Raw genomic sequence first — 12,364 nt, 5'->3', positions numbered from 1 at the left:
GCCGCGCGTTGCGGCGCCGGCTCTTATGGCCTTACGCCGCGAACGGCAGGTGCAGGGCTTCGGCGACCGCCTGGTAGGTGATCTTGCCCTTGGCGACGTTCAGGCCGTTTCGCAGATGCGGATCGGCCGCCAAAGCTGCCGACACGCCCATGCGCGCCATCTTCAGCACGAACGGAAGCGTGGCGTTGTTGAGCGCCAGGGTCGAGGTCCGCGCCACGGCGCCCGGCATGTTGGCGACGCAGTAATGGACGATGCCGTCGACCAGGTAGATCGGTTCCTGGTGGGTGGTCGGATGCGATGTCTCGAAACAGCCGCCCTGGTCGATGGCGATGTCGACCAGGACCGCGCCCTGTTTCATCGTCTTCAGCATGTCGCGGGTGATCAGTTTCGGCGCGGCGGCGCCCGGGATCAGAACGGCGCCGATGACCAGATCGGCGTCGCGGATGGCTTCGGCCAGGGCGCCCTTGGACGAGTAGGCGGTCTTGACGCGGCCGTGGAACAGCTGGTCGATCTCGATCAGCTTGGCGCCGGAAATATCGAACAGGGTGACATCGGCATGCAGGCCCACCGCCATCTGGGCGGCATTGATGCCCGACACGCCGCCGCCGATGATGACGACCTTGGCCGGGGCAACGCCCGGCACGCCGCCCAGCAGCACGCCGCGGCCGCCGAAGGCCTTGTGCAGGTAGGTGGCGCCGACATGGACGGAAATGCGGCCGGCGACTTCCGACATCGGGCGCAGCAGCGGCAGGCCGCCGGCGGCTTCGGTGACGGTCTCATAGGCGATGCAGGTGGCGCCCGACGCCATCAGGGCCTCGGCCTGGGGCTTGTCCGCGGCCAGGTGCAGGTAGGTGAATAGGGTTTGCGACGGCTTCAGGCGGGCGCATTCGTGCAGTTGCGGTTCCTTGACCTTGACGATCATCTCACCGGCGTCGAAGGTTTCTTCTGCCGTGGCCAGGATGGTGGCGCCGGCATCGATATAGTCCTGGTCGGAAAAGCCGATTTCAGCACCGGCCTGGGTTTCGACGAAGACCTGATGACCCTGGTGGGTCAGTTCGGCAACAGCGTGCGGCACCAGGCCGACGCGATATTCGTGGTTCTTGATTTCCTTGGGGACGCTGATCTTCATGGCTGTGGCTCCTGCTGTTTCCTGCCGGGCCGCGGGCGATAAGGCGCCTCACACGGCACAAACTATACGCGAAATCTGATCGGTCGGGTGGTTGCCCTTGAAATCAATTATATCGCGTCGGAAGCGATAAATTCTCGAAATTTTTAGCATTGCCTCGCTGAACAGTTGGATATAAATTCAAAAACATGGCGGGCAGCGATAAATTTTCCGATCTCGATTCCTTCGACCGTGAGCTGATCAAGGTCCTGCGCGGCAATGCCCGCGCCACCTCGGCGGACCTGGGCCAGGCCGTCGGCCTGTCACCTTCGGCCGCCCATCGCCGGGTCAAGATCCTGGAGCAGAAGGGTGTGATCGCCGGCTATCGCGCCGTCATCGCCGAAAATGTCCAGGGTAAGCAAGGGACGGTTTTCGTCCATGTCACGCTTCAGGACCAGCGCCGCGAGACGTTCGAGAAGTTCGAACGCGCCGCCATCGCCTGTGCCGCCATCGAGGAATGCCACCTGATGTCGGGAGAGGCGGATTACCTGCTCAAGATCGTCCTGCGCGAAAGCCTGTCGTATGAGGACGTCCACCGCGACGTGCTGTCGACCATGCCCGGCGTGTCGAAGCTGGTGTCGCAATTCTCCATCCGCACCGTGAAGATGGCGTGATGACGGAGCAATCTCAATCCGGTAACCCAAAGGGTGTCTGGCCTGGCGAAGAAAGCGAAATTGAGATCGTCGAAGGCATTTTACGCGGTCTTGAAGATGTGAAGGCCGGGCGGGTAACGCCTCACGATGAGGTCATGGCGCAGGTGCGCGCCAGACTAGACGCCAAAGTCATCAATCGGGCGACCTAGGGACTCAGTCGGTTGGACGTTCTTCTTCGCGCCTTCGCGTCTTCGCGTGAAATTCCTGCTGTCATGGCCACACATAAAGCGGAAGACAGAAAGGTCCCACGCGAAGGCGCGAAGAAGGATAGTTTGCTCTAGGTGTTGCCCAGCCGCCAGGCGACGAACGACGACAGCATCAGGTACACTGCCATGGTGACGGCCATCAGGTCCCAGGTGCTCAAGGCCGGAGCCAGGTTGAGGCGCTCGGCGGCGGCCCACAGGAACAGGGCGCCCTGCAGGATCCAGAAACTGAGCGCGCCGGTGTCCAGCATGGCGCGACGGTGGAATTCGTCGCCGTGGCGCCAGATCAGCCAGTTGACTCCCGTCTGCAGTGCGAACACGGCGACCACCCCGGCATAGACCGCGACATTGCCCTGGATCGACGCCTGGGCCAGCAGGGGGACACCGCCCATGACGAGGCCGGCAAGGATCAGGGTTACACCTTGTAGGCCCAGCAGGCGTTTCATCAACGGGTCAAGGCGCTTCGAATCCGACCGGGCCATCGCGCGGCCCAGCGGGTCGATCCAGTGACCGGCCAGGACGGCCACACCCATGCCGACGAGGCCCAGGGCGATGATCAGCGACAGGGTGTCCGACCACGTCCGGCCTGATGCGCCCGGCCACAGGAAACGGCCGCCGCCGAACCCGACCACGCCGCCGACGCAAAGCATGCCGGCCGAAAAGGCATAGCGTTTCCACATCGGCGGCTTGGCGGCGGCGTCATTCCCCTTGGTCATCGCGTATGTCCTGTGGTGTGAAGTCCGGATGGAACAGCGCCTCCACCGGCAGGTTGAAAAGATAGGCCAGCTTGAAGGTCAACTCGAGACTGGGGTCGTGCTTGCCGACTTCGATGGCGTTGACGGCCTGGCGCGATACGCCCAGGCGCTCGCCCAGTTCGCCCTGGCTCCAGCCGCGCTGCATCCGCAAGTCCCTGACCGAATTTCGCATTTATGCCGGGCGCGGGATGCGGCGCGCCAGGACGATCATGATCACCAAAAGGGCGACGACGGTAATCCCGATATCCCACGCCATCAGGTCGGGCGTGACCTGGGTGACCAGGCCCGGGGCACCTTTGAAGACGTCCTCGCCGGACACCACGACCACGGCGCCGTAGAGATTGTTGATGAAGTGGACACCGGCGGCAAAGGCGATGCTGCCCGTCCGGATCGTGATCCAGGCAAAGGCCATGCCCATGGCGGCCGCCGAGACGGCCTGGGGGATGCCGTTGGGGATGTGGAAGGCGCCGAAGATCAAGCCGCCGACGATAATGGCGATCCAGCTGTTCTTGCTGATCTTCAGCAGGGCCTGAGTCAGGTAGCCGCGGAAAAAATACTCCTCGGTAAAGGTCTGGACAGCCAGGGCTGCGACGATGACGGCGATCACGGCGGGATCGACCGGGGCCATCCGCAGGGTGAAGCCTTCGGGCTGCAAGGCGTAGTCGACCACGGTATTGGCGACCAGGACCACCAGCCAGACCAGCAGACCCAGCAGGAAGCCGGTCCAGGTCCAGTTGCCCAGCAGACGCAGCGGATTCTTGCCGTGCAGCCATAAGGCGCCCAGGCCGAAGCCGATCAGCCAGCCGGCGAAGCTGACGCCGATCAGGGGAAAGAAGAGCATCGGCCGGGCCGGATCGGCCACGGCGGTCTGAAGCTCCGCCGGGGAGAGGCCTGCCATGAGGACGGCGACGACGTAGATCACCGATACGACCGCCTCGACCAGAAGGGCGATCAGGAAGGCAACCAGATAGCGCCAGAAGGCGTGACGCCCGGCAAGGGCGTGGTCTCGAAACGTCGGGGTAGGGATGAAGGCCGGCATAGGGGTTCCTGCGGAGAAGCTGTCAGGTATACCTGACAGATTGCCGACTACCTGTCAAGTATACCTGACAGGTTGGGGCATGAAAAACCCCCGGCCGCGTCCTCGCTCCGGGGGTCTTCGAAGATTCAATTGTAAAAACCTGGCGCCCGCGGCGCTACTGGAGCATGGGCTCGTCGACATCCTGTCGAATATGAGCCCTGATCCGTTCGATTTCCTCCTTGAGCTTAAGCTTCTTCCGCTTCAACTCCGTAAGGTATAAGGAGTCAACGGACGGACTGCGTTCTTCACGGGCGATGATCGTTTTGAGGGTTTGGTGACGGTGGTCGAGTTCACGAACTCTCGCTTCGATGGACATACGGCTGATCCTCATGTCTCAGGGGGGCTTCCGGACCCCGTGTCCGGAAGAACCGATTGGAACACCCGCGTGAGGCGAATGTGAAGTCACGATAAGTTACATCCGTTCACAGGTTGTTGAGATTCTTGGTGCACAAAAACTTAATGCAGCGCAGGGTGGTGGAGCCCGGAAAACGTGTCTAAAACTGAACACAATCAGAGACTTATTGTTGCCATAAGTGGCGCGTCCGGTGCCGTGTACGGCATAAATGCCCTTAATATGTTAAAACACGCAAAGGTAGAGACGCACCTTGTCGTGTCCCGCGCCGCGGCCCTAAGTCTCAGTGTCGAAACAGACTTTTCGCTGGCCGATGTCCACGCCCTGGCCGACGTGGTCTATAAGCCCGGTGATATCGGCGCCACCATCGCTTCGGGATCTTTTCGTACCATGGGCATGCTGATTGCTCCGTGTTCGGTCAAATCCCTGAGCGAGATCGCCACGGGGGTGACCTCCAGCCTGGTATCGCGGGCCGCCGATGTCTGTCTGAAGGAGCGCCGGCGACTCGTTTTGATGGTGCGCGAAAGCCCCCTGCATCTGGGCCATCTGCGCACAATGGCGGCGGTGACCGAGATGGGCGCCATCGTCGCCCCGCCGATGCCGGCGCTCTATACCCGGCCTCAGACGGTCGAGGAGATCGTCAACCAGAGCGTCGGCCGGGCCCTGGATCTGTTCGGCATCGAGGTCGATATCCAGCGCTGGCAGGGTCTGAAAGGTCCAGAAAACTTGAATAATGTCTGAGTTCTGGGACTGGGCCGTCGAATCCTATGGCCGCGAAGGTGTGGCGCAGGCGTGTTTGCGGCTCCAGGATGACCACGACCAGAATGTGCCTCTGCTGTTGTGGGCGGCGTGGGCGTCGTTGCATGGCGTGCGAATCGATGAAGGCCTGGCCGCGCGCGCCGCGGAGATGGCGCTGGCTTGGGCCGATGAGGTCATTGTGCCGTTACGTGAGGTCAGGCGGCGCCTGAAAACCGCGCTGCATTCGGGTGATGACGACGGCCGCCTCAGGCTGCGCGAACGGGTCAAGGCGGTCGAACTTGAGGCCGAAAAAGCCCTTATGGCGCAACTGGAAACGCTGGTCCGCGCCGGTCCGCGGCTACCGCCGGAACACCAGGCTGCGGCTCTGCGCGACGGGCTTGTACAGGTTCATGCCGTGTGGTCTGGAAGTGGTCATCAGGAAGTGTTGTCGGAACTGACGCAGGCCCTTACCAAAGGTTAAAATTTGCGCTATACTCTCACCGCCTGTGACCTTCGGGAGCCTCCCGTTTGTCCTTGCGTATCAACCCCTTAAGTCATCAGGGAGTCGTTCATGCACGACGACACGAACATCCGGTCCTTGCGCGGCGGCGACGGTCTGCACCTGGTCAAGACGGATGGCGATGTGGCCAGAGGGGATGTCGAACGCCGGGTGGCGCAGCGTCAGGATGGCGAATCGCGCCTGGAACTGGTGCCGGATATCCAGCCGGACGACCTGGAACCGCGGGTGCGCGAACTGCCGATTTCGGCTGAGACGGTTGCCCTGCGTGGCGAACTGGCCCTGCTGCGCCAAGAGCACAAGGATATGGACGATGCCATCTTGGCGCTGGAGACCATGCCCTTGCCGGACCAGATCCTGATTGCCCGCATGAAGCGCAAGAAGCTGGCCGTGCGCGATCGCATGTCGACGCTGGAAGACAAGATCCGGCCGGATATTATTGCTTAAAAATTATTCTGCCCGCGTGCGGGCAGAATAATCCTGGTCAAGCCGCGACGGTCTCTTCCGTTTTCGCGCCGATGAACGTCCCGCGGACCTGCAAAGCCTTGTCAAGCCAGACGATATCCGCCCGCTGACCCGGCACCAGGCTGCCGCGCGCCGCCTGCAAGCCCAAAAACGCCGCCGGAGCACCGGCCGCCATGATGGCCGCCTGTTCGATCAGAATACCGACCTTCTCCACCGTATTGCGCAGCGCGGTGGCCATGTCCAGGTCCGAACCGGCCAGCGTCCCGTCCGGACCGACGCAGACACCTCCCTCGACATGGATGGTCTGGCCGTTCAGTACGAAGGTCTTGGTGTCCGAACCCACAGTCGGCATAGCATCGGTCACCAACATGAAGCGGTCGATGGGTTTGGCGCGCAGAGCGATCCGCAAGACCGCCCAGTCGACATGGCGGCCGTCGGCAATCAGGCCACAATAGCTGTCGAGATCCTCCAGAGCGGCCCCAACCACACCTGGCGCGCGATGCGTCAGGGGCGACATGGCGTTGAACAGATGGGTAAACCCCGTCACCCCGGCCCGCAGCGCCGTCACGGTCTGGTCGTAGGTGGCATTGGTATGGCCCGCGGCGATGATCACGCCGGCATCGGCCAGTTCCTTGATGTCCTCGGGCGTGCAGTTTTCCGGCGCCAGGGTCACCAGGGTCTTGCCGGCCTTCAGGCTTTTCAGCAGGGCCTTGGACTCGGCGTCGAGCGTGCGGAACATCTCTGGGTTATGGATGCCCTTGCGCTGCTTGCTGATGAAGGGGCCTTCGATATGGATGCCGACCACGCCCGGCACGCCGGCGGCGATGGCCTTTTCGACGGCGCGCATGGCCGAGTCGATGACGCTCAGCTCGTCGCTGATCAGGGTCGGCAGCAGGGCGGTGGTGCCATAGGCGCGGTGGGCGCGGGCAATGGCCGCGATCCCATCGCTGGTGGTCTCGTCATTGAACAGGACGCCGCCGCCGCCATTAACCTGGGTGTCGATAAAGCCCGGAAGGAGATAGCCACCGGCGACATCAACGACCTCGCCGCGCGGCCTCACGTCGCCGATCTCGACGATGGTCTCGCCGTCGCAGATCAGCGATCCCGAAACGATCCCGTTCGGGGTGACGATCTTGGCGTTGGTAAAGGTAACAGAGGTCATGAGCCTATTTCGCCTTCGGGCGAAAATGCCCATGATGGTTTCTTGGTCGCAATTTTTAACGTAAAAGTGGCGACCACTTTTCCTAAATTGCTCATACCGTCTTGGTCACTTTGTTCAGGTGCGGCGGCGAGTCGGGGTTGAGACCGCGCGCCAGGGACAGGCTGTTGGCCAGACGGTAGAAGCTGGCGATTTGCAGGATGGGCTCCAGCGCCGCCACAGCGCCCAGCGCCGGCAGGTGGGTGGTGCCGGCAATGCCGCCTTCCGGATTGGCCAGCAGCACGGCGGCGCCGCGCTCGGCGAATTCGGCGCAGACGTCGCGCACGCCGTCGCCGGCAGTGTCGGAGGTCGCAAACGCGATCACCGGGAAGCCGTCATTGACGATGGCCATGGGACCGTGGCGGACCTCGGCGGAGGAGAAGGCCTCGGCGTGCAGGGCGCAGGTTTCCTTCAGTTTCAGCGCGGCTTCCTGGGCGACGGCGAAACCATAGCCGCGGCCGATGACGAACAGGTTGCGGGCGTCTTTCAGCACGGGCAGGGCGGGCGACCAGTCCAGCGCGAACGCCTTGTCGAGCAGGCCCGGCAGGGCGCTCAGGCCGTCCGACAGCTCGCGGTCGCCGGACCAGGCGGCGGTGATGGCGGCCAGGGCGGCCAGGGAGGTGATGTAGGACTTGGTGGCGGCGACCGACTTTTCCGGGCCGGCCTTCAGCGGCAGCAGTTCATCGGCCAGGGCGGCCAGGGGCGAATCCTCATCGTTGACCAGGGCGACGACATAGGCGCCGGCCTTGCGGTGGGCCTCGACCGAGGCCAGCAGGTCGGGCGAGCGGCCGGACTGGGAGATGGCGATGCACAGGGTGTCGGCGGCGACCAGGGGCGCGGCATAGATGGACGACACCGACATGGCCGCCGTCGAGGTCGGCACGCCGGTAAAGGTCTCGATCAGGTACTTGCCGAAGGTGGCGGCGTGGTCGGACGAACCGCGGGCGACGGTGATCACGGCGCGCGGCGGCTGGGCCTTGAGGCGGGCGCCGAGGCGTTGCAGGGCGGCGCGATTATGCGACAGGAAGCGCGCCACGGCCGCGCCGCCTTCGGCGGCTTCGCTGTGCATCAGGGTCTCGTCCATCGCGGTTCTCGTCAGGGTGGGGGAGGGCATCATCAACTCACATCGTTCAGTTCGGCGACGACATCATAGGCGTCACCACGGTAATAGGATTGGGTGAATTCGGCGGCGCGTCCGTCCTGCAGGAAGCCGCGCCGTTCGATAAACAGGCCGGGATCGCCCGGCTTCACGCCCAGCCGTTCCGCCTGTTCGGCGTTGAAGGCGATGGCGCGCAGGCGCTGCAGAGCGCGGACCGGACGGTGGCCGGTGCGTTCCAGCGCTTCGTACAGCGAGGTGGTCACCTGCTCGGTCGATGACAGGCAATAGCCGGGAATGGTCGAATATTCCAAAGCCATGGTCGTGCCGTCGGCATAGCGGACGCGATGGAAGCGGTAGACCAGGGCGCCGGGCGACAGACCCAGGGACAGGGATTCTTCCGGGGTGACCGCGCCGGCCGACTTGCTGACCCACTCGGAATGGGGCTTGCGGCCGCGCGACAGCATGTCTTCCGAGAAGGAGGACAGTTTCGAAAAGCTCTTTTCGACCCGGCTGGCGACGAAGGTGCCGGCGCCACGACGGCGCGTCAGCAGGCCTTCGGAGACCAGGCCGTCGATCGCCTTGCGCACCGTGATGCGCGAGACCTCGAAGTCGTCGGCCAGGTTGCGTTCCGGCGGGATGGCGTCGTCCTGGTGCAACTGGCGGCGGGTAATGGCCTCCCGCAGAGCCCGCTGCAGCTGGAGGTACAGCGGCGCCGGGTCCTCCTTGCTGAGGTGACCGATGGTGTCAGCAAACGACATGGGAGGCCTCATAGGTATCGAGCGCGGCGCGCAGGGCGGCGACCAGGGCCGGATCGGTGTCGCGCAGGTCGGCCGAGAAGTAGCCCAGCTCGGCGGCGCGCGGGCTGCGGATGGCTACGGGTGCGCCGCACGACGAATGCAGCGAGGTCAGCCCTGCGTCGAGCAGCGCCTCGGCGTGGGCGATCGTCACCCCGGCCCCGGCCAGGATTTCGATGCGGCCCTTGGCCAGCTTGACCAGCTCGCCCAGCATGGCGGCGCCTTGCGGGGCGGACTTCGCGCCGCCAGACGTCAGGATGGTGTCGAAGCCCAGGGCAATGACCGTTTCCAGGGCGCACGGCAGGTCCGGCGCCAGGTCGAAGCTGCGGTTCAGCGCCGTCTCCAGCTTGAAGCGCCGGGCGTGGCGGATCAGGTCTTCCAAAGCCTCGACATCCAGCCGGCCATCGGCATGGTTGGCGCCGAACACGACCCCGGCCAGGCCCATCTCGGCGGTCATGGCGATGTCGTGGCGCATGATGGCCAGGTCGTCGTCGGAATAGATGAAGTCGCCGGCGCGCGGCCGGATCATCACCCGCACCGGGCAGCCGGTATCGGCCGCCAGCCGCATCAGCCCGGCCGAGGGTGTCAGGCCGCCCTGGCCCAGGGCGTCGCACAGTTCGATTCGGTCGGCGCCGTTGGTGGCCGCGGCGTGCAGCCCGGCGGCGGTATCGACGCAGATTTCCAGCAGGTAACGGCTCATGTGGTTACCTGCGGGGGGGCCAAAACACTGGAAAGCCCGTTGGCCGCACCCTGGGCCATCAGGATGGCGCCTTCCAGGGCGTCGTGTTCGGGCTCGGCCAGCACGGAACGCGCCGCCGGCGACAGCCAGGGTTGCAGGACCGGCGCCATACCGCCGACCAGGCAGACCTTGGCGGCGCCCAGCTCATGCAGGCGGCCGATATAGCGGCCCATGAACCGCGCCTGGTCCTCGACCAGGGTGACGGCGACGGAATCGCCGGCATCGGCGAATGTCATGATCATCGGCGACAGTTGGCCGTAGTCGCGCGGGCGGGCGTCGGTGACGAAGTGGACGATGTCGGCCGGCGCCCCGAAATGGGCAATGACGGCACGGGTAAATTCGGTCACCGGGCCCAGGCCGTCATGTGCGTGCAAGGCGGCGCGCAGGGCGTTGCGGCCCAGGTCTGCCGCCGAACCTTCGTCACCCAGTTCGAAGCCCCAGCCGCCGACCTGGATGGCCTTGCCCCCGACCCAGGCATAGCCGGCGCTGCCGGTGCCCGAGATCAGGATGCCACCGTCGCGACCGGAAAAAGCGCCCAGCACGGCGGTGTGGGCATCCGAAGAGGCGTCACAGCGGCCGAAATCGGGACCGGCGGCGATGGTGCGGGCGGCGTCGCCAGCGTCCGAAATGCCGGCCAGGCCCAGGCCCAACGACATTTTCGGAAACACCGAGCGGTTGCGTCCGGCCTTGCCCAGCGCAGTATCCAGCGCAGACAGGATGTTGTTCCACACCAGGTCCAGGCCCAGCCGGATATTGCCCGATCCGCCCTCGGCCTCGCCGATCAGGGCGCCCTGAGCGTCGCGCAGGCGGACACGGCACTTGGTGCCGCCGCCGTCGACGCCGGCAAATATCTGAAAGGCGGAACTCTGGTTCATGAACGGTATCATAGGCGAATCGAAGGACATTTCGGGCTCAAGCTTACGTGACGTGCTTAGAATTCAGCCGCACGCGCCTGGGTTTTGGCATCCGTAGCGGCCTTGCTTTCACGCCCTGCGATCAGGGCGAAGAACAGGATGTAGGCGTAGCAGATCAGGGCGAGCCCGGAGAAAACGGCCTGGAACGGCACGTCGTCCTTCAGATGGGCGTAGAGCTGCGGCACTACGGCGCCGCCGGCAATGCCCATCACCAGCAGCGCGCTGCCGAACTCGGTCAGCTTGCCCAGACCGCGGATGCCAAGCGGGAAGATGGCCGGCCACATCATGGCGTTGGCGAAGCCCAGGGCGGCGACGAAGCCGACGCTGACATATCCCTTGGTGAAGAAGGCGCCGATGGCCAGGACCATGCCCAGAATGGCGGAGAAGGTGAGGTAGCGTTCCTGGCTGATGAAGCGCGGGATGGTGATCAGGCCGCAGATATAGCCGATGATCATGCCGATCAGGGTGGCCGAGGGCAGATAGATATTGATTTCGATCGGTAGCCCCATGTCATTGGCGTAGGTCGTGATGCCGTCGCCGGCCAGAACTTCGATGCCAACATAGAAGAAGATGGCCAGAAAGCCGAACAGCATCTGGATAATGGCGCCGCGCGTAGATTTACCGGAAGACGGGTTGGCATCTTCGCCCAGAGCGGGCAGGGGCGAGAACCAGGTGCCGACCGCCAGCAGGGCCAGGAAGACGGCGACCACCATGTAGGGCGTGTGGATGCGGGCGGCGAAGGCGTCGAGGATGGCCGCCTTGGCGACCGGATCGGTGGCGGCTTCGACCTCGGCACCCAGGCTGCCGATGCCGTGTAGGATGAAAGTGCCGACCAGGATCGGCGCGAGGAAGCCGGCGCCCTTGTTGAACAGGCCCATGACGGCGATGCGCTGGGCGCCCGATTCGATCGGGCCCAGAACCGAAATATAGGGGTTGGCCGCGGTCTGAAGGATCGAGAGGCCGGCGCCGATGATGAACAGGCCGGTCAGAGCGCCTTCGAAGATGCGCATGGTCGCAAACTGACCGAAACAGGCCGCACCGATACCCATGACCAGCAGACCCAGGGCCATACCACGTTTCATACCCGTCTTACGCAGCAGGAAGGCCGAGGGCAGGGACAGGAAGAAATAGGACAAGAAGAAGACTGACGGCACCAGGAAGGCTTCGACGTCGCTGAGCTGGAAGGCCAGCTTGACGAAGGTGATCAGCGGTCCGTTCAGCCAGGTGACGAAACCAAAGATAAAGAACAGCAGGCAGAAGAGAAAGACGGCGCCCCAGGGAGTCTTTTGAGGCGCTTTGGCGATTCCGGTATCTGACATGATTTCGTCCCCTGATAATACCAATTTGTGTAACTGGTATGGCTGACTTCATTGCAAAAAACAAGCTCTGATGTCAAAAAACGGAAATTTTGCCCCTTTCGCTTTGCGGGCAAGGGCTTTGCGCTGCGGGTAACCATGTTGCGGCGCGATAAAATTGCCACATTGGTGCGCTGATTTCAGCCCAAATTAAGTCCAATGTAAAAAATTATTGACAGATTTTTGAAACCAAAGTTAGCGTTGAATTCGCTAAAGGTATGCGGTTGGTATGTTGTGGTGCCTTTGTGGTACGCCTTCCGCACCTATCCAAGGCTTATAGCGGCATTATAACTGGTTCCGGGGCTCGCCAAGACCGCAGGCGGCATAAGTAAAACTGAG

General features: G+C 63.6%; 16 protein-coding genes. 5 read left to right on the top strand and 11 right to left on the bottom strand.

Annotated features, from left to right (window positions below):
- Positions 1–31 precede the first annotated feature (31 nt).
- Positions 32–1,129, bottom strand: a complete 1,098-nt coding sequence (ald, locus tag ABAC460_RS43660) for an alanine dehydrogenase (RefSeq protein WP_023455166.1) — start codon at positions 1,127–1,129, stop codon at positions 32–34.
- A 185-nt stretch (positions 1,130–1,314) separates the two neighbouring features.
- Between ald and ABAC460_RS43655 the strand changes: the two genes are divergently transcribed.
- Together ABAC460_RS43655 and ABAC460_RS0125130 are read left to right on the top strand one after the other, a co-directional pair.
- Positions 1,315–1,779 (top strand): Lrp/AsnC family transcriptional regulator, encoded by a 465-nt coding sequence (locus ABAC460_RS43655; protein ID WP_023455165.1) that lies wholly within the window; start codon positions 1,315–1,317, stop codon positions 1,777–1,779.
- Positions 1,779–1,967: a hypothetical protein gene (locus tag ABAC460_RS0125130; protein ID WP_023455164.1), complete on the top strand. Its 189-nt coding sequence runs from the start codon at positions 1,779–1,781 to the stop codon at positions 1,965–1,967. The genes ABAC460_RS43655 and ABAC460_RS0125130 overlap by 1 nt, the downstream gene beginning before the upstream one ends.
- A 128-nt stretch (positions 1,968–2,095) precedes the next feature.
- On the opposite strand, the gene ABAC460_RS0125125 is transcribed toward ABAC460_RS0125130, so the two are convergent.
- The 4 genes from ABAC460_RS0125125 to ABAC460_RS43640 form a co-directional block, all read right to left on the bottom strand.
- The gene (locus ABAC460_RS0125125; RefSeq protein ID WP_023455163.1) at positions 2,096–2,737 is read right to left on the bottom strand and encodes a hypothetical protein; all 642 of its coding nucleotides are present in this window, start codon (positions 2,735–2,737) and stop codon (positions 2,096–2,098) included.
- Positions 2,721–2,948, bottom strand: a complete 228-nt coding sequence (locus ABAC460_RS43650; RefSeq protein WP_031237363.1) for a helix-turn-helix transcriptional regulator — start codon at positions 2,946–2,948, stop codon at positions 2,721–2,723. Before ABAC460_RS43650 ends, ABAC460_RS0125125 begins: the two co-directional genes overlap by 17 nt.
- Positions 2,949–3,815: a CPBP family intramembrane glutamic endopeptidase gene (locus tag ABAC460_RS43645; protein ID WP_023455161.1), complete on the bottom strand. Its 867-nt coding sequence runs from the start codon at positions 3,813–3,815 to the stop codon at positions 2,949–2,951.
- 154 nt (positions 3,816–3,969) lie between these two features.
- A complete protein-coding gene (locus ABAC460_RS43640) occupies positions 3,970–4,170 on the bottom strand; it encodes a DUF465 domain-containing protein (protein ID WP_031237362.1) in 201 nt (66 codons plus the stop codon).
- Between the two features lie 174 nt (positions 4,171–4,344).
- Here ABAC460_RS43640 and ABAC460_RS0125120 point away from each other — a divergent pair, with 174 nt between their 5' ends.
- The 3 genes from ABAC460_RS0125120 (at position 4,345) to ABAC460_RS50545 (ending at position 5,908) form a co-directional block, all read left to right on the top strand.
- Complete coding sequence (locus ABAC460_RS0125120; RefSeq protein WP_031237361.1) at positions 4,345–4,947, top strand: UbiX family flavin prenyltransferase; 603 nt, start codon at positions 4,345–4,347, stop codon at positions 4,945–4,947.
- A complete protein-coding gene (locus ABAC460_RS43635; protein ID WP_023455158.1) occupies positions 4,940–5,425 on the top strand; it encodes a TIGR02444 family protein in 486 nt (161 codons plus the stop codon). Before ABAC460_RS0125120 ends, ABAC460_RS43635 begins: the two co-directional genes overlap by 8 nt.
- 90 nt (positions 5,426–5,515) lie before the next feature.
- The gene (locus ABAC460_RS50545) at positions 5,516–5,908 is read left to right on the top strand and encodes a YdcH family protein (RefSeq protein ID WP_023455157.1); all 393 of its coding nucleotides are present in this window, start codon (positions 5,516–5,518) and stop codon (positions 5,906–5,908) included.
- A 37-nt stretch (positions 5,909–5,945) separates the two neighbouring features.
- Here ABAC460_RS50545 and nagA read toward each other — a convergent pair whose 3' ends face one another.
- The 6 genes from nagA to ABAC460_RS43605 form a co-directional block, all read right to left on the bottom strand.
- Complete coding sequence (nagA, locus tag ABAC460_RS43630) at positions 5,946–7,088, bottom strand: N-acetylglucosamine-6-phosphate deacetylase (RefSeq protein ID WP_023455156.1); 1,143 nt, start codon at positions 7,086–7,088, stop codon at positions 5,946–5,948.
- 91 nt (positions 7,089–7,179) lie between these two features.
- Positions 7,180–8,241, bottom strand: coding sequence for an SIS domain-containing protein (locus ABAC460_RS43625; protein ID WP_081716658.1), 1,062 nt, complete (start codon positions 8,239–8,241; stop codon positions 7,180–7,182).
- Complete coding sequence (locus tag ABAC460_RS43620) at positions 8,241–8,981, bottom strand: GntR family transcriptional regulator (RefSeq protein ID WP_023455154.1); 741 nt, start codon at positions 8,979–8,981, stop codon at positions 8,241–8,243. Before ABAC460_RS43620 ends, ABAC460_RS43625 begins: the two co-directional genes overlap by 1 nt.
- Positions 8,968–9,717: a copper homeostasis protein CutC gene (locus ABAC460_RS43615; protein WP_023455153.1), complete on the bottom strand. Its 750-nt coding sequence runs from the start codon at positions 9,715–9,717 to the stop codon at positions 8,968–8,970. Before ABAC460_RS43615 ends, ABAC460_RS43620 begins: the two co-directional genes overlap by 14 nt.
- On the bottom strand, positions 9,714–10,631 hold the full coding sequence (locus ABAC460_RS43610; protein WP_035426438.1) for a BadF/BadG/BcrA/BcrD ATPase family protein: 918 nt from the start codon (positions 10,629–10,631) through the stop codon (positions 9,714–9,716). The genes ABAC460_RS43615 and ABAC460_RS43610 overlap by 4 nt, the downstream gene beginning before the upstream one ends.
- Positions 10,632–10,687: 56 nt before the next feature.
- Positions 10,688–11,989 (bottom strand): sugar MFS transporter, encoded by a 1,302-nt coding sequence (locus ABAC460_RS43605; protein WP_023455151.1) that lies wholly within the window; start codon positions 11,987–11,989, stop codon positions 10,688–10,690.
- Positions 11,990–12,364: the final 375 nt, after the last annotated feature.

It is taken from the genome of Asticcacaulis sp. AC460 (assembly GCF_000495795.1).
GTDB lineage: Bacteria > Pseudomonadota > Alphaproteobacteria > Caulobacterales > Caulobacteraceae > Asticcacaulis.
This window is presented reverse-complemented; position numbering and strand designations above follow the sequence as displayed.